14 protein-coding genes and 1 riboswitch are annotated in these 17,428 nt (G+C 56.8%); of the genes, 5 read left to right on the top strand and 9 right to left on the bottom strand.

Annotated features, from left to right (window positions below):
• Positions 1-87 precede the first annotated feature (87 nt).
• The 4 genes from O5O45_RS09105 to O5O45_RS09090 form a co-directional block, all read right to left on the bottom strand.
• Positions 88-2,448 (bottom strand): DNRLRE domain-containing protein, encoded by a 2,361-nt coding sequence (locus O5O45_RS09105; RefSeq protein WP_305904899.1) that lies wholly within the window; start codon positions 2,446-2,448, stop codon positions 88-90.
• A gap of 92 nt (positions 2,449-2,540) precedes the next feature.
• The gene (locus O5O45_RS09100; protein ID WP_305904898.1) at positions 2,541-3,209 is read right to left on the bottom strand and encodes an Lcl C-terminal domain-containing protein; all 669 of its coding nucleotides are present in this window, start codon (positions 3,207-3,209) and stop codon (positions 2,541-2,543) included.
• Positions 3,206-4,732 carry an ethylbenzene dehydrogenase-related protein gene (locus O5O45_RS09095; protein WP_305904897.1) on the bottom strand — a complete coding sequence of 509 codons (1,527 nt, stop codon included), beginning with the start codon at positions 4,730-4,732 and terminating at the stop codon, positions 3,206-3,208. Before O5O45_RS09095 ends, O5O45_RS09100 begins: the two co-directional genes overlap by 4 nt.
• Before the next feature lie 620 nt (positions 4,733-5,352).
• Positions 5,353-5,928 (bottom strand): TMEM165/GDT1 family protein, encoded by a 576-nt coding sequence (locus O5O45_RS09090; RefSeq protein ID WP_305904896.1) that lies wholly within the window; start codon positions 5,926-5,928, stop codon positions 5,353-5,355.
• Positions 5,929-5,935: 7 nt separating this feature from the next.
• Positions 5,936-6,107: riboswitch (yybP-ykoY riboswitch) on the bottom strand.
• Between the two features lie 397 nt (positions 6,108-6,504).
• Between O5O45_RS09090 and O5O45_RS09085 the strand changes: the two genes are divergently transcribed.
• The 5 genes from O5O45_RS09085 to O5O45_RS09065 all read left to right on the top strand — a co-directional run bounded on the left by O5O45_RS09085 (position 6,505) and on the right by O5O45_RS09065 (position 12,250).
• A complete protein-coding gene (locus O5O45_RS09085) occupies positions 6,505-7,260 on the top strand; it encodes a peptidoglycan-binding protein (protein ID WP_305904895.1) in 756 nt (251 codons plus the stop codon).
• Between the two features lie 3 nt (positions 7,261-7,263).
• Entirely contained in the window at positions 7,264-7,809 is a 546-nt protein-coding gene (locus tag O5O45_RS09080) for a DUF5991 domain-containing protein (protein WP_305904894.1), read from the top strand.
• A complete protein-coding gene (locus tag O5O45_RS09075; RefSeq protein ID WP_305904893.1) occupies positions 7,806-8,132 on the top strand; it encodes a hypothetical protein in 327 nt (108 codons plus the stop codon). The genes O5O45_RS09080 and O5O45_RS09075 overlap by 4 nt, the downstream gene beginning before the upstream one ends.
• Positions 8,133-8,595: 463 nt before the next feature.
• On the top strand, positions 8,596-10,926 hold the full coding sequence (locus tag O5O45_RS09070; RefSeq protein ID WP_305904892.1) for an immune inhibitor A domain-containing protein: 2,331 nt from the start codon (positions 8,596-8,598) through the stop codon (positions 10,924-10,926).
• 424 nt (positions 10,927-11,350) lie between these two features.
• Positions 11,351-12,250 carry a DMT family transporter gene (locus O5O45_RS09065; protein WP_305904891.1) on the top strand — a complete coding sequence of 300 codons (900 nt, stop codon included), beginning with the start codon at positions 11,351-11,353 and terminating at the stop codon, positions 12,248-12,250.
• Between the two features lie 92 nt (positions 12,251-12,342).
• On the opposite strand, the gene yfbR is transcribed toward O5O45_RS09065, so the two are convergent.
• From yfbR to O5O45_RS09040, 5 genes are all read right to left on the bottom strand, one after another.
• Complete coding sequence (gene yfbR / locus O5O45_RS09060) at positions 12,343-12,948, bottom strand: 5'-deoxynucleotidase (protein ID WP_305904890.1); 606 nt, start codon at positions 12,946-12,948, stop codon at positions 12,343-12,345.
• Positions 12,949-13,030: 82 nt separating this feature from the next.
• Positions 13,031-13,669, bottom strand: coding sequence for a cation transporter (locus O5O45_RS09055; RefSeq protein WP_305904889.1), 639 nt, complete (start codon positions 13,667-13,669; stop codon positions 13,031-13,033).
• A 102-nt stretch (positions 13,670-13,771) separates the two neighbouring features.
• Entirely contained in the window at positions 13,772-14,209 is a 438-nt protein-coding gene (gene cadR, locus O5O45_RS09050; RefSeq protein ID WP_305904888.1) for a Cd(II)/Pb(II)-responsive transcriptional regulator, read from the bottom strand.
• Positions 14,210-14,256: 47 nt separating this feature from the next.
• Positions 14,257-15,183, bottom strand: coding sequence for a TolB family protein (locus O5O45_RS09045; protein WP_305904887.1), 927 nt, complete (start codon positions 15,181-15,183; stop codon positions 14,257-14,259).
• Between the two features lie 392 nt (positions 15,184-15,575).
• Positions 15,576-17,426 carry a protein kinase domain-containing protein gene (locus tag O5O45_RS09040; RefSeq protein ID WP_305904886.1) on the bottom strand — a complete coding sequence of 617 codons (1,851 nt, stop codon included), beginning with the start codon at positions 17,424-17,426 and terminating at the stop codon, positions 15,576-15,578.
• Positions 17,427-17,428 lie beyond the last annotated feature (2 nt).

The raw sequence follows: 17,428 nt of genomic DNA, 5'->3' as shown, positions 1-17,428 counted from the left end.
TATAACGAAGGACGGCGCGGCGACCCAGCCCGCGCCGTCCTTTGCGTTCACAGAAGGTTCAACGGTTAACGCAAACCGTATCGCCCCTTACAACTCATACTCCACGATCAGTTTGGGCGCGCGGCTGCTTTCTCTACTTTCAATGTCCACGCCGTTGCTGGTGCCGTCGGATGACAATACCAGTCCGTTGTTCGGCGCGCCGGATAACCAGCTTTGCACCAGTTCTATGCCGGCTGCGCCCAGATTAACGGACAATGAGCCGTTGTTTGACGGGGTGAAAGTGGCGACTTTGCCGCCGGAGGTTTCCGCATCGCTCCACTGAGCGGCGCTTTCACTCCAGTCACCTTTGGCGGTGTACAGAGAGTATGAGCCGCTGGAGGGATCGATGATGGAAAGCTCGGCTTTCACGCTGGTGATTTTCGCCTGCGCCGGCATGTCGACCAGATTCCAATGCATCAGGACGCGTAATTCCTGGCCGCCATCGCTGCCGTCTGCTTCCAAACGACTGGTATTGCGTCGACGTCCTTGCGATCCGACCGAGACGTCCTGATCGGAGGAAAGCGACTTGGCGCCCCGTCCCGACGAATCATCGCCAGCTTGATGGGCGACGATAAGTTTAGCGGCCTGACCGCCTTCTCTGGAGACAAAATCAACGCCGTCGGACGTTCCCATGCTGGCGATGATCAGGCCATTATTTGTTTCCTGACCGTTGATCCAGCCTTCCACCAAGCGACGACCTTCCTCGTTCAGCCTAATGCTCACGCCGCCTTTGCTGGAAGGTGTAACGCTTCCTACCTTGACGCCGGTAGAGGCGTCATTCCAGTCCGCGCCATTTTCCGACCAGGACGCAGAGCCGGCGTAAACGCCGTATTCACCGCCGGAGCTATTGACGACCTGCAAGGCCAGCTCCACAGAATCTACGCGGGAATCAGCAGGAATGGCGCTCACATCCCAGGACAGCAGCGCGCGCAGTTCCTGACCGCCATCGGAGCCGTCTGCATAGACTTCATCGCCATTGTTGTGGAAACCGTTACTGCCTACAGTGACATCCTGCGTGGCCGCCAGGGTTGCAGCGTCGCCATCGCCTGGATCGCCCGGACCAGGATCGTCCCCACCGCCCTTGACCTGGGTGAGGCCGTCGCCGGACCGCGTCAACGTCATGACCTCGCCCACGCTTTGCGGCTTCCAGAGGTTAAGGCCGGAAGGCAGCGCCAGAGGATCAGCGTCTCGTTGCGCCTTGGAAAGCGCCGTCACATCGCCTTCTCCGGAAAAACGCGCAGTGCGCACCAGCACCTCGTCGCCGGAGAACTGCACGATTTTCAACTGAGCGAAGCTGTCCTGATCGATGATCCAGTTCGCATAGCGATCCGCAGACCTTGTGGGCGCGCCCCAACTGCCCTCGCCCACATACAACGTGCCGGCGGACGCCTGCGCATAACCGCCGTTGTCCGGCACGACCGGCCAGGTGTATTTCACCAGGTGGCTGTCCGATTCGAAGGACAGGTTCATCTTGTAGGCGTAAAAGGGTTGCGCCCACTCGTACATTTTGTCGTATTTGGACGGCTTCGAAGTCGTGCGTGGAAACATCGGCTTGTGGTACTGGGTCATGCGCCAGGTCACACTGGAGCCGTCAGAGGCCAGATCCGCCTTCAACCAGTCCATCTGCTCGCGCCATTCCGCTTCGTATCCAGAGTTCCGGAACTCCGTGTTAAGCGTGTAGAAACGAGCTTGTCCGCCGCCGATAGTGAAAGCGAAATAGGTGTCGTCGAGGGAGCAGGAACCGTCTTTGTTGGCGTCCACGCCGAACACCTTACAGATAAAGGTCTGGTCGTTATCCTCGTGATTGCCCACCGTTGGGACCAGCGGATACACCCGTTTGTAATCCACCCCGTCGATGACATCGTTAGAGTAGGTTTCGGCCCAGTTATCCAGCCATTCATCCACTTCGCTGGCGCGATTGTCGTCGGTAAGATCGCCGCCAAAGAGCACGAACTGAGGACGCACTTTACTGACCAGCCGGTTGCCCTGACGGCGCGCCGTCGGGTTGCTGCGGGAGTCGCCGCCGGCGATGAACGTCAGGTCGGTAGCGTTATCCGACGCCGTGGTAAACCAGAAGCGCTCACCGCACCCTTTGCTGTCGCAGGCGCGAAAATAGTAATTAGAGCCGGGTTGCAGGTTCGTCAGACGCACGAAATAACTGCGCAGACTCCCGTCGAAGGTATAGTTCTTCTGGTAAGCGGTATTCTCCCAGCTGTTCTCATCCGTGCTGTCTCCCCATAGAAGATAGGGTGAACCGCCGGAGCCTTCGGAAAAGGCGACAATGGCTTCATGGGCGGGATCGTGGTCCCAGACCACGCGAATCTGCGTCGGCGCGGCCAACGCAGTGGACCCGGTCGCCGCCAGGGTTAAACCGGCGATCACGGCGATTATGGGTTTATCGTTATTCATCAGTTGTAGATTTCTCCAGGTAGTTTAAGACATCGCGACGTCCGGCCTGCCGCAGCCGGATAATCCCCACGTCGCTCCCTTGCTCATCTCCGCTACTGCTCCATGGAAGACACCAGCCTCGCCCACGCAACCGTACGCGGGGGCGCCGCCTGTTCACTTCCCTGATAAAAATTGAATGTCATGACGCTGAAATCGCCACCGTCTCCTTCCCGCACCGTGGAGGACCAATAAGGCCCAACGGCGGTTCGGGGAAACAGGTAAGCGTTGATCATGGGTTGACCAGGATAGGTTTCGCGGTCCATCAGAGAACGCAATTCCTCAATGGTGGGCAAACGCCAGGAAGAGACGCCGCAGTACCGAACCCGATTCAGCGCCTCAATCAGATCATCGGTGTCACAGGGCTGAATATGGTCGCCGAGAATACAACTGCCCCGCCCCGCTTCGCCGCGGTCGTTCCATCGCCAGGAAAAGCTGGACTTGTAATGATGGATGTTTTCCTGCCAGCTCTTCACTTCCCAAATCACGTTATTGCGGGCGTCCGCCACACATGCCCAAGGCCCCACTTTGGGCGCAACCTCCGCGCCGTTTACATCCAGCTTGCGCCAACGCGCGAGTTCGGCCTGTATGCGGCGTTGCGCATGTTCGCTGGAAGCGCCGGCGTCCTGTCCGCCGTTAACAGTCATGGCCGCAATCATCGCCACTGGCGCCAGGATGCTGACGCCAATGGCGGAAATGATCTGGGTGCGCTGTCGTTGACTCATGGCCGCACCCTCAAACGAATGGGGCGATGGTGATAGGCATGGCGGGTTTGTGCGTGGTCAAAGGGCGCCACCCACATAAACACACCGTCCTCTATGGGAATATCAAAGGGTGACCCCGTCTCGCGAGCGCGAGCCAGCTCCAGATACCAGCGTCCGTCCTTCCATTGCGCGCGACCGCGCACATCTCCCCGATCGCCTTCGTAATGGCTCATCCACAGCACCGAGGGCAGACTGCCGCCCACCGGCGTCTCGTCGCGCTCCGCCCGATAGGTGCGCGAGCCATACCAAGTCATGGCGTTCTCCGCCACCGTCACGCCCGGCCCTTCTCGCGGGATGCGCAGAGGCGTCACGCCACCGGTGCGAAACCAGTCCCAGTTCTGACGCACGCCGCCGTCTTCTACCGGATCAGGCTGATAACCCGCCTTGTAACGGGGACAAAACGCGCAGGCCGCCTCCGGTTTACCGAAGTGATCATCATCCAGCACCGCCATGTCGCCCCCACGCACCGCTTTCCAATGCCAGACGTCGCGAATGGAGCCGTCCGTCGTGTAGTGATAACCGCGCCCGGAACGACTGGCCGGATAGCCTTGCAAAGGACGTCCGCCTAAATGAATGCTGTTATCGCCGCCAAAACCGCCGCCTTGGGATAGCATCACCGCCAGTTTGTCTTCGTAATAGACACGCTCGTCATCTTTCTCAAAGCCCGCATGCAGCGCCTTCCAACCGGACTCCGTCTTTTGCAGGGGAAGATGACTGTAATCGGCATGGGCGTCCGGCCAGCTGATAGAGAAATACACGGTGTAAGGGTTCGCCAAGGCGCGGACTTCAACCGGGATGGCGGTATGGTAGTCGTTGCCTTGATAGGTCGTGACCGTCACCGGCTCAGCATCCGCCCAGGCGGCCTCGTCCGGCGCTCCGTCAATCTGAATGCGCACCTTTTCCGCCAAGGGCGCGACCACCAGTTCCTGACTGTCCGCGCCGCCGCCCCACCAAAGCGCAGCGCCCGCGGCGCAGGAAAGGGCCAACAGCCCCAGTCCCTGAGTGAATTTGCGAGGGATAAAAACCGCAGGCAAAAACCGCCCGCCTCGCAACGCCAGTTGCTCGGTCAAATGAGCGACAACCAGAATCAGCAGGGCCAGCGCGCCCCAGTAATGGATCGCCAGAACCCAGTCCAGCACGCCCACGCCAATGCCCAAATAGAACACCGCGCCACTGAGAAGTTGTACCGGCAAAGTGAGATACAGCGCTCGTATCAGCCACTCTTTAGGACGAGTTTGAGCAACCTCAGCGCGCTTTTTAATCCAGGCGAATAAAACGGTGAGACTGACGGCCAGCCACCCAAGCGCGGAGCCAAGATGCCAGGAGATCATGTCGCCTTGCGGCGCAATAGCCGTCCAATACTGTTGCAATGGCCAGTCGCCGTCCGCCGCCAGACGCATGCCGCTGGCCAGACTGACAGTAAACAGAGACATCGCACTGAGGTGAAGTAAAACGCGTAACCAGTGAGAAGCGGGAAAGATCATTGTGGTTTCTGTTGTTATCGGTTTAATGCACTCCGCCCGCTACCAGGAATGGACTTATGGAGATGCGTAATTAAATGTGACCATCAATAGCGTTACTTCAATATAATTTATTGTCGAATAAGGACTTTTCATCCTAAAACCCGAACGGCGCCGCGACAATTGCCTTTCCTGCATAGTCCAATTGAGTGGAATCAGCAGGTCAGCCTGCATTGCGGAACGGCAGTAGCCTAGTGGTCTCCTGTTGCAAGCGCATGACATGGCTTGAGACGCCCATCGGATGACGCGCTATGAGGGCGACGGCCCGCCGGTGATATCTCTCTTGAAGAATAATGAGCAGTAACAATGAATGAGGTTAAAGAGTGAGCCGCAACAACGCAGGCGGCCTGGTAGAGCGACGCATAACGTCAAGTGTCGGCGCCGGGTGGGTGCTGTATAAGCATTCATAAAACATTCCTTATTTCATGAAGACAGAGTATGAAGCACGTGAATGCACGTGCGGGCGTCAGTACTGTTTAAATTTTAGCCCGCACGGAATGCAATTCAATCTCATTTACGCGCTTTTCACAACCTGGATCACAGCAAGGAGTGAGCCTGCGCACAAATTGATGCTTTCAGGCGCCTCAGAAGCCCAGACTGGCGCCAGCGCCCAGCAGGGTCGCAACGCCTAACCCGACAAATATCAATGCCGCCACACCATGCACCACCCGCACCGGCATGCGATGGGCGATGCGATCTCCAAGCAGTACGGCGGGCGCATTGGCGATCATCATCCCTAAGGTCGTGCCGGCCACTACCCAGAAGACAGAGGAGTATTGCGCCGCCAGCGCTACGGTGGCCACCTGAGTCTTATCGCCCATTTCCGCCAGAAAGAAGGCGATGACCGTCGTACCAAATACGCCCAGTTTGGCGAACCTGGCTTCACTTTCATCGAACTTGTCAGGAACCAGCATCCAGCCCGCCATGGCGATGAACGACACGCCCAGCACCCAGCGCAGTATCTCCGGCGTCACCAGAGAGGTGACCCACGCGCCCAACGCGCCAGCGAAGGCGTGATTGACGATGGTGGCCACGAAAATACCGAGGATAATGGGAACCGGCTTGCGGAATTTGGCGGCGAGAATAAACGCCAGCAATTGGGTCTTGTCGCCAATCTCTGCGAGCGCGACGATGCCGGTGGAAATCAGGAAAGCTTGCATTCGGGATATCTCCTGGGCCGGACTTAACCATATGACTACGCCACGCCCCGGCCCAACCGGTGCGGCATAGTCAAAGGTCTTGCCAAGTTATGGAACCGTTTACGCCATGGCCTGTGGGCCAAGTGTGTTGACGCAAACCTCTTCAGGGCGAAGAGAGGCTACTCCCCAGTGACGCGGGAATACTAATGCAATGCGCCGCACAAATCCAGCGTGTGTTTGTATCCACAGCAGAGGTTCCGCCATGATGGGAAGCAACAACAGAATACTGCCAATAATCAGAAAAATACGCGTCTTCATGAGCCTCCCTGTGCTTTGTCATTGGCGGTTGCAAACCAAGCTTCACGACGGCCTGTCAGAGGCCCATTCGGCCCTTCCCACACTCTGACACAGACAGGCCCTGGCTCCCAGCGCCAATGGGACAATTGGAAAAGGACGGGGACAAATCGTGACATTATCTATCATAATCAACAGGTTACAGGTATAACCTTATCGGACGATCAGTTAGTCCATACGCCCGGTTGTTACCGCTTCGGTCAAGTTTTACTCTGCCTTGCCATGTTAACTTCAAGGATCGACATGCAGAGTATTCAACAATCCGTAGGGGTCGGCGGCGTCAACAAAAAAGCGGACGTTGTCCTCGCGCAGACACTCCTCAATCGCTTCGCCAAAACCCACAGTTCACGCCTGGTAGTGGACGGCGTCGCTGGCGGCGCCACGGCCTCCGCCATCAAACGTTTTCAGCGGGATAAAGTCGGCATGAACAAACCCGACGGCCGCATCGACCCGGGCGGACGCACCTTGAGCGCGCTTCTGGGAGGCACGCGTTTGCGTATCGCCTGGGGCGGCCGCACCTCCTCCGTCTTCAACAATAAAGTCATTAAAATCGCCGCCGCGATGGATATGTCGCCGGACTACCTTATGGCCTGTATGGCGTTTGAAACCGGCGAAACGTTCAGCCCCCGCATCACCAACGCCGCCGGCAGCGGCGCTATCGGTTTGATCCAGTTCATGCCCGCCACCGCCAAAGCGTTAGGCACCAGCGTTCAGGCGCTCAAGGGGATGTCCGCGGTACAGCAATTGAAGTATGTAGAGAAGTATTTCAGCCCTTACCAGGGGCGTTTGCAGAATCTGGAGGATGTCTACCTCGCGATTCTGTACCCCGCTGCGGTGGGTATGAATCCGTCCCAGGCGCTGTTCCGGCGCGGCACGCTGACCTATACCCAGAACAGTGGTTTTGATAAAAACAAAGACGGTATCATTACCCCCGCCGAAATTTCACTGAAAGTCCGCGCCGCTTACGATAAGGGTCTCACGACGGGCTATATGGGATGAGCTATGACCGCACGCCAATGTATTTTATCGCTGTTTCTGATCAGCATCGTCTTACCGACGTTCGCCGAAGATTCCGATGACTCCACGCTGATCGTCAATTGGGACGGCCGCTACCGGTATGAATCCCAGCTGGGAAACACTGCCGGAGGCACGCCGATGATCATGATTCACCTGTTGACCGTGGCCAAAGGAGAAACGCCCTGTCATCTGGAGATCAACGGCTTCCAAACCGCGGAAAACCTGATCTGCGCTGCTGAGACGTCCGGCGCGCGCATCGATATCAATTTTGTCTCCCATGCCGGGGGATCAGTGAAAAACAGCTATGGCGTGACCGTCTATAAGCCAGGAGAAACATTGTTTTCTCTGGAGCGCAGTGCGCAGGATGGCGACCTTATCACTCACTGGGGGACGCTCACGCCGGACGGCGTAAAAAGCCAAAGCGGCGCCTACTTCGTCAAAGAAGCGCGGGGAGAGCCCCTTTCGCCGCCGCAACAAAAACGCTTAGACTTATCGTCTCCAGACAAGCAAAAGAATGAGTCAAGTGAATGATGAAACTATCCAAAAGGACCTTTACCAGCGCGCTGCTATCCCTATTGATCGTCTCCGCACCCACCCTGGCCTGCGATGAAGATCACGCCGGGCCGCAAGCCGGAGCGCCAGCCAATATTGAAAGCGTCATCAAGAAATTGCGCAACGAGGGAGCCATTCCTGAAAGCGCCACTTATGCTGAAGCAGAGGAAGCTGCGCGGCAATATTTGAGAGAAAAAGCGCATGCTTCCGCGCAGTCAAAAAAGGCCACCGAAAAAACCAAATCCGGAATCAATTCCGGTCAACCGCAATACGCGCCCGCTCCTTCCCCGAACAACTCCTGATACGCGCGGCGCGGGCTCCCAGCCTGCGCCGATCATCATAAAGATTATTTCTCCAAAGTACTGATATTGTGGATTTTTTTCTGGTTTACTAATTAGCGCGACCACGTAAGCGCTTGCTTATAGGGCCGTTTTTAATGAAACAAGGACGTCTTCGGCGTCCCTCAATAATGTGCGTTATTGGGGATGTTTGACCGCTAAGGAGACACCTTATCGGATCGACAGGGAAACTATAAAACCAAATGGCTTTTGTGAGCGTCGTCGATGACTGTTCAACGGTCGTTCCGACATTCACTAGGCGTCGCGGGGACTTGGCGTTCACCCGACCGGCGCGGCATCCGCGCCTGACCGGGCGAACTACTTTTTTATCTCATTTTGAGATTCGCCGGCAATCCGTTGCCTGCATTCCCCGCTTGGGCCGAATATGGCCTTACACAAAAGGGCAATCAATAAAAAGGAATTAATCATGCATAAAAGAAGCATACTGTCGCTCGCTATATCCGGGCTGCTCGCCTCCGCCTCGCCATTTGCGGCCAGCCAGTCGCATCAACATGGCGCCGGCGCCTTCGACCCCAGCATTGCGAATGAAGGCCGCTTGATTCAAATGTTGAAGGCAGGCGGCAAAATCTCTGAAGGCGCTACGCTGGAAGAAGCCACCGCCAAACTGCAGGACTGGTTGAAAGACCGCAAAGCCCACGAACTGCAACGCGCCCGCATGCAGGCCACAACTTCCGCAACCGCGGCGGCGCTGGCTGAAGAACCTCGCCGCGTTACCGGCAACCATCTGAGAGACCAAAGATGGCGTGAACGGGACAACCGCAAACTGTTCCCCGATAACCTGCAACTGGAAGAGTGGACCGAAGGCGCCCGTAAAGCCAAAGTACTCGCCATCCTGATGGAATTCCCGGACTTCCCGCACAACTCCATCCAACCCGGCGAAACTGAGATGTACTACGAGGACTATAACCGGGAGCATTTTCAGGACCTGCTGTTCTCCGGCTCCGGTTACGAGGGGCCAAATGGTGAGAACCTGATCTCCATGCGTCAGTATTATGAAGCGCAGTCCGGCGCCAGCTACTCTGTAGAAGGCAACGTGGCGGGCTGGTACATGGCGCAGAAGCCGGCGGCGTTTTACGGCAACAACGTGGACGGCGACGCCCGCGCACTGATCCGCGAAGCCCTTTTAGCCGCGGCGGCGGACCCCAATGTGGATCTGAGCGACTATGACATCGAAGACCGTTACGACCTGGACGGCGATGGCGACTACTGGGAGCCGGACGGTTTGGTCGACCACGTGATGGTGTTCCACTCTGCAGTCGGTGAAGAAGCCGGCGGCGGACAACTGGGCGAAGACGCTATCTGGGCGCACCGCTGGAACCTGGGCCAGATCTTCCCGATCGAAGGCACCACTTCCGAGTCCGACAACTGGGGCGGCCTGATGGCGGCGTATGACTACACCATACAGCCGATCTCCGCCGCAGCGGGCGTGTGCGCGCACGAATACGGTCACGACCTGGGTCTGCCGGACGAATACGACACCCAATACACAGGCAAAGGAGAGCCGGTTTCTTACTGGTCCATCATGTCCAGCGGCTCCTGGGCCGGCAAGATTCCAGGCACTGAACCGACCGGCTTCAGCGCTTACGCCAAAGAGAAGCTGCAAGGCATCTGGGGCGGCAACTGGCAGCACGGCGCCACCTTGTCTATCGATGAGCTGGATCGCAGAGGCGAAGTCTTGTTGCTGGACGAAGCGGTAAGCAAAGGGACTAACAACGATGTCATCCGCATCGACCTGCCGAAGAAAAAACGCGTCATCACAACGCCAACCAGCGGTCAGTACGCGTATTTCGGCGGTAAGGCCAACGACCTGCACACCAGCATGTCCTATGACCTGAACCTGACGTCCGCCACCTCCGCCAAACTGGCGTTCAAAACCTGGTACGACATCGAAGCGGACTGGGATTACGGCTACGTGATGGTGGAAAGCGCGTCCGGCAAAGTCAGCCTGCCAGCGACAATCACCACTGACACCAATCCCAATGGCAACAACCTCGGCAACGGCATCACCGGCGCATCCGACGGTTGGGTGAACGCAGAGTTCGATCTGTCCGCTTACGCTGGCCAGACCGTTAAAGTCAGTATCGAATACTTCACTGACTCCGGCACGCTCAACCCAGGCCTGTACGTGGACGATATCGCTCTGTCCGTAGACGGTGCGGTTGTCGCCAGCGACAACGCCGATTCCGCGCCAGTGTTCACACTGGACGGTTTCGCAGCGAACGAAGGCTTCACGCTGTCCGATCGCTACTACCTGATGGAATGGCGTACGCACAACGGCGTCGACATCGGTCTGGAACGTCTCAACGTATCCGGTCAGTTGATGTCCTTCAACCAGGGTCTGGTAGTCTGGTTCGTGGATGACTCCTGGGATAACAACCACGTGGGCGTTCACCCTGGCGAAGGCTTCCTGGGCGTCGTCGACGCAGACCAGAGAGTGGTTAAGTGGGAAGACGGCAGTGTCGCATCCACCAAGTTCCAGTTGCACGACGCGGCGTTCAACGTGATCGCTTCCGAGCGCCTGAAACTGGACCTGACGGATGTGGACTCCGTAGGCTCCACGCTGAAAGACCAAAACCGTCGCCCCTATCCGCGCTTCATCGATCGTCTCAACTACATGAGCGACGAGATTCCTGATGCGGGCCGCAACATTCCGGAATTCGGCCTCAACGTCCTGGTGCTGTCACAAAGCGCCGACGGCAAAGTGGGCAAAGTTCTGGTGAGAAACACTTCCCGATAGTCACCCTTACGACTATTCGCTAAGCGCCCTGCGGGGCGCTTTTTTTATGCGCCGCGTCCCGCGTTTTTTCGAAGAACCGCCTTCATGGAACACGCGATTTCCCAATCTGAATCAGATAGCTATCCGGTGCTTGATTCCCTCTTTCCAGGGTCGTAAGATCAGCGTTCGATCATACTCAACGATTTGCAAACATGACCCAACCTCAGGACATCGCCAAGACCGCCCGCACATTCAAACTGGATGTCGGCTGTGTTAGCGTCCGCGACGTTTTCATGTTTTGCTTCTCTCCCCCACCCCGTCGCCTTCAGGCTGGTGCGCCACCGCCGCCCGCTTTCCACTGAAATAATCTTCACGCCTTCCACCTGATGTCAGCACAGAGCTGACGTGGCCGGCATTTATTTTTCCCTGCGACGGGCAATCTATTATGTCTACAAACAAAACGACGCTACTGTCTTATTGCGCAACCGCGCTCTTCGTACTGCTGTGGAGCAGCGGGGCTATCTTTTCCAAAATGGGTCTGGAGTCCGCCTCCGCTTTCGCCTTTCTTCTCCTCCGTTTCACTATCGCCTTTATTGTGGTGCTGAGCATTGGCCTGAGTCGAGGCCAGTGGCTGCCGGCGCCGGAAACGCGGCTTCGCGTGGCGGTGATCGGTTTACTCATGATTGGCGGTTATTCAATCTGCTACTTCAAAGCGCTAGAGCATGGCGTGACGCCAGGAGTGCTCGCCACTGTGTTGGGCGTGCAGCCCATTCTGACCTTGCTGGCGACCGAGTCCGCCTTTTCGTTGCAACGTCTCTCAGGGCTGTTCCTGGCGTTATCGGGATTGATTCTGGTGGTGTATCACAGTATTGGTCTGGCGCAAATCTCCACGACAGGCGTTGTATTCGCCCTGGCCGCGCTGGGCTCGATCACCACGGGGTCGATATTGCAAAAAGGCGTCAAGCAAGCGCCTGCGTCGGTGCTTCCCCTGCAATACGCGACGACCTTGCTCCTCTGTCTGGCGTTCTCGCCTTGGGAGTCTGTCGTTGTGGAGTTCAGTCCGCGCTTTTTGCTGGCGCTGTTGTGGCTCGGCGTCGTCATCTCGGTGATCGCCACGTTGCTGCTGTACCGTCTCATACAGGCCGGCAACTTGGTGAATGTCACCAGCCTTTTCTACTTGGTCCCCGGCGTCACCGCCGCCATGGATTACCTGTTCCTGGGCAACCAAATGTCTCTTCTGAGCTTGCTTGGCATGGGCGCCATTTTGCTGGGGTTGACACTGATCTCCCGGACGCGCCAAGCGCAGCCTGAGGCGCTGAAGCCGATTGCGGCGGCGGAAAGATGATCACGTCAATATCAAGGCGTGACGCGTAAAGTCACTCGCAACTGAATAGCGCCCCATCGGGGCGCTTTTTCTATTGGTGAGCGTTGACGAGTTCAGTCTCGCGTCGGGTCGTGATGTTTCAGCAACTCGTCCAGCGTCAGCAGATAACTGTCCACAAAGGTCGCCATGAAATATTCCACCTCGGGCATCTGCAGCGCGCGGATGCGCGCCTCCACATCCGCTTTAGCGTCGTCGAATTCTTTGTTGCCGGCGGCCACTTCCATCTGGCACTTGAGATAGGCGCTGATCAGGTCAGCGGCCTTGACGAACTTCACGCTGGCGGCGTCAAACTTGTCATGCAGTAACAGGGGCTCAAAAGGTTGTTGCAGCTCGTCCGGCAACGTGGACAGCACTTCTTTCTCCGCCTCCCGTTCAATGGCGTGGTAAGCGTGCTTGATGGCGTCGGAGTGATATTTGATGGGGCTCGGCATGTCCCCAGTGATGATTTCCGAGACATCGTGATACAGAGCGGCCACCGCCAGCGCGTTGGGGTCGACATCGCCATGGAACTTGCGATTGCTGATCAGCCCCAGCACATGGGCGATGGTGGCCACCTGCCAGCTATGCTCCATGACGTTCTCTTCCACCACATTCCTTTTCAGCCCCCAACGTTTGATCCAGCGCAGGCGTTCAAGGTAGGCGAAGAATTTACTGGTCATGGGCGAATCTCCTGAAACATTGTCGGCGGCCGGGGATAAAAGAGAATTATAACCGTCCGCCGTTGCATCCGCCCAGGCGCCTTCAGGCTTCCGCGGTAGCCTCGTGATCGTGACGCAGTTCTTTTCTGGCGTGACGTAACACTTGAACTGCGGCGCTTAACGCAAGACAGGCCATGATGCCGGCGACAACCAAATCAGGCCAGGCGGTTCCTGATCCGAACACCCCCAGGGCGGCGAGCATAACGGCGATATTGCCCAACGCGTCGTTCCGGGTGCACAGCCATACACTGCGCATGTTGCTATCACCTTCGCGATAAGCGTACAACATGACCGCCACGCCCAGATTGGCGGCCAGGGCCAGTGCGCCGATAGCGCCCATAGTAACGGCTTCCGGCAAGGTTCCCGCCATGGCGCTCCAGGCAGTGGAGCCCAATACCCACACCCCGAATGCCCCCATGGAAAACGCCTTCAGCAGAGACGCCTTCGCCCTCATCGCCAACCCCATGCCCAATACCCAAAGACTGATGCCGTAATTGGCCGCATCCCCAAGAAAGTCAAGCGAGTCCGCCAGCAGAGATACGGAGCCGGCCTGCAACCCGGACAGCAATTCCACCGCAAACATGGCTCCGTTAATCAACAGCGCCCAAAATAGAATTTTGCGGTAACGCCCATCAACTTTTGGCTTTTCTTCATGTTCGTTATGGCAGCAGTGCACACCCATTCGTCGTTCTCCTTATATTTGAATGAGCTCAGGTTAAAGTCTGGAGCCGCTACAGGGTCAAGCCCTCATTACAAGAAAAAAGGAAAAGAACGTCGACGCTTGTTATGAATTCGGCGCGTCGCCATGGCAAGGACACTCGCCTTCAGCCGGATCATGGCTCAGCCCGGTCAGAATGCCGCACTCAGCGGCGCGATTGTGTATACGGCACTGGTCACGCAAAGACTGCAACTGCTCCCTCAGCTTCTCCAGATCGGAGATTTTCTGCTCCAGAGCCTGCAGGTGGGTGTCCACCAAGTCGTTGACCTCACCACAGTCCAGGGAAGGATGATCACGAAAATACAACAGAGATTTGATTTCGTTAAGAGACATGTCCAAGGAGCGGCAATGGCGAATGAAGTTCAAGCGCTCCAAATGATTGCGTCCGTACTCGCGATAGCCAGAGGCGCTGCGCGGCGGAGCCGGCAGCAGACCTATTTTTTCGTAGTAACGGACGGTTTCCGCATCGCAATTTGTTGCTTTCGCCAACACGCTGATTCGCATGATTTCCCCTTGCTCAGTATCGCCGCTGGTGAAGGCGGTAAACGACGCTATCGGGTAACCATGAAAATGCGCGTTTTGCCGCCTTCCTTCTTCTGATAATACAGTTCAGAGCCATCGCCGGAAATGGACGGCGCTTCCGCCATCACATCTACCCCTACTCCCGTGACTTCCACCGGAGAGTCAAACGGCTGACTGGTGGAGCCGCGCACTGCTCGCATGATCAAAGCGCGATCACGATTGTTGGCGCGGTCCGCCAACAGGATACGGGTAAAGAACAGTTCCAGTCCATCCGACGAAATCGCGGGGCTGTACTCGATATCACGGGTGTTGACGTTCTCCATTACCCGCTCCACTTCGCTCTGATCGTAATAGTAAGTGGCGCCGCCACGGTGGGTGGCGAAGTGGATATCCGCCCGCAGCAGTTGTCCGCTCATGAAGCCGCCAGCGCCCCAGGCAGCTTCAGTGAAATACAACACACGGCTGTCAGGGCTGACTTCCGGCCCCATATTGCCCTGAAATTTGCGGGCGAACGCATTCGCCTTACGGGGCGGCAGACCGTCGATAGCGCGCACGGAAGACAATTTGCCGCCAGAGAAACGGCCGCTGCGCACCATGGATTCCACACCCGTGTCGGAAAAAACCAGATTATTGTCCACGTCGATGGCGGGGGCGCCCTGAAGATATTTCTCATCCTCGCCGCCCAGACTGATCTGGCCGCGATAAGCCCAGCCGCCGTTAGCGTTACGCTCTGCGTAATGCAGCAGACGCCGGTTGTTATCAGGGCCGCCGTTGAAGAATAGAGTTTTACCGTTGCGGGAAATGTAAGGCTCTTCCTGGTTCATGGGCGAACCGTCAGGCCCATTGGGGATACCGGAAATCGTCACCTGCACAGGATTTCCGAAATCAGCCGCCTGGGTAAACCCAGCGGCGGAGACCAGCGTCAATAAACAGGCGGTCAAAACTTTATATCGCATATGCATTCTCTGTATGGTCTTTCGTTTTTCTACTCCCTACAGTGAACTTCCCTGATATTTGTTCTAGTTTTTCCCACAGCTCTCCCCATTCTGCCGGGCCTTGAAGGCAAATAAACCAACTTCCGTCACAAAAGAAACGAAAACTAGTTCACGTCAGCCGCCGCTCTGTAGTGACGGGCTTCCGGGGAGGGAGCCAGTAAGGCCACCAGTTATGCAAAATTTACGCCCCGATTACTGCTTTAAATACAGCACGTAATAACGCAATTTTCAAGTTATCTGGCGCCACAGAACGTAAAGAATTGCACTAAATTGGTGTTTTAGCGGAATGATATAGCGCCATTTTGGTGCACTTAAATAATCGAGGGAAGATGCGCCTCTTTTGAAGGCTGGCGTTAGGAGGCTGAACTGGCGACTTGCGCGCCAACTTCATCGCGCGGATTCTTCGGGTAATATTTTTCCGGCAACCGCTCAATATGAGAAAAGAATTTGGTGTCTTTGTAGGGCATCTTCATGAACCCTGATACGCCCAATCCTTTGATCAGGGGAATGGCGGCGATGATTGCGTCCAGGCAATAACGGAACTCCTGCTCCCTGGATGGGTCCAGCAGACGGTAATAACTATGGATCTTCAAGTGCGTGGGCAAACTTTCAAATATGATTAGGCCGGTGTGATGTATATTATTAAGAAGCTCCAGTATCTCCATGATTTCTATAGGAAGAACCAGAAACTCTTCCGGATCGGGTCCGTCTTCGAAATAGGAGTGCACCCGGCTTTGATCTTCCAGATCCGGCGTCGCGCTAACCTCGTAGCCCAGACTCAAACCTGGCTCGGGAATAAAGGGCTTCTCCGGCCCATCGCGGTCGACATGCAGGGTGTCGCGGGCATTAAACAAGCAGCTCTTGAACACACCCTGCCGATGAATCGCCCGCGCCAGATTCACCATATTGTTCACTGCGGCGACAAACGCCGGCTTTAAATCCGGATCGCGCAGGTTAAGGCTGGTGTCGATATACACGCCTTCCTTCTCCCAGCGTACCGCCAGCCCGCCCACCACGGGGTAACGGCCAAGACGGCTGACGGCGGCGATGAACGCCTTTTCAATCTCCCCCATGCCTTGCATGAAGTTCTTGTAGTAGCGATCCAACTGCACATCGTTGATCTCTTTCAGCTCCTCCTTGACGCCCTCCTCCCGCAGGAACGACTTACGCGAGCTGTACACCACCGTATCGATGCCCCGCTTCTGCGGCCGCACCCAGACCGGGGCCAGCGGCGTCTCCTGCACCGGCGGCAGATCCAGCATGACCAATCGCGCCATGCGTGGCATATGGCGCAGGAAATAATCACCCGCCTTGGCCCGCACGGAGGCATCATCGTCCATCATAGCGTCCAGCATGCGCGCAAATTCCGCCGGCAGCCCCAGAGATACGGCGGGCAAAGCGCGATGGCCAAAGCGGCAGGACTGCCCGGATGCGAGGGCGTACAAGGTTCCCGCCACGCCTTGCTCGTCGAATCGGGGCGACGATAAACCGCCATTGAGCTGCTCATCGCCAATGAAGTAGACATCGCCCAGACGCGCGTTGGTCTGTTGCAGATCGCTGGACATCAGCTCCATGACATTGGCGGAGACGTATTGATTATTTTCGTCCAATTGCGCGAAGACAGCGGAGCCCCAGTCGATCAGCGCCACCTGCTCGGTATCGGGGTCGTACACCAGATTGGAAGGCTTGATGTCCCCATGCACTAAGGGACGTCCCGCCGGCCCTTTATCTGAGCGGAGATTTCTCAATATATCAGCAAGTTGTGCAGCAATCTTAACAACGAGTCTAGGCGGGAGACGCCCCACTTTGAGCGAGTATTGCTCAAGATCCACGCCCGGCGCGCGCTCCATCACCAGAATGGATTGGCGGCGAATACGCTGGAATGCGATCAGGCTGGGGACTCTGGGATGCTCCACCAGGCCCAACATAAACGCCTCTTCTTCCAGACGGTCCTGCAAATGCTGGGGCAAGGTGATGCGGGAGAATTTGAAAACATACTGCTCGCCCCCGGCGGTGACGCCGGCGAACACAAAACCGTAGGCGCCCTTGCCCACCATTTCAATATCCCGGTAACCAAGCTGCTCAAGCTGGGCCTGACACAAGGCGACCCAGTCCTTGAGCTTCTTGGCGTCATTGTGACTGAGCAGATAGATCGACTGCTCTTCTGGAATATAGAACTGTTGTAGCTTGGGCGCGCCAGTCATTC

It is taken from the genome of Hahella sp. HNIBRBA332 (assembly GCF_030719035.1).
Lineage (GTDB): Bacteria > Pseudomonadota > Gammaproteobacteria > Pseudomonadales > Oleiphilaceae > Hahella.
The sequence above is the reverse complement of the archived record's forward strand: the minus strand, read 5'-3'. Positions and strand labels throughout refer to the sequence as shown.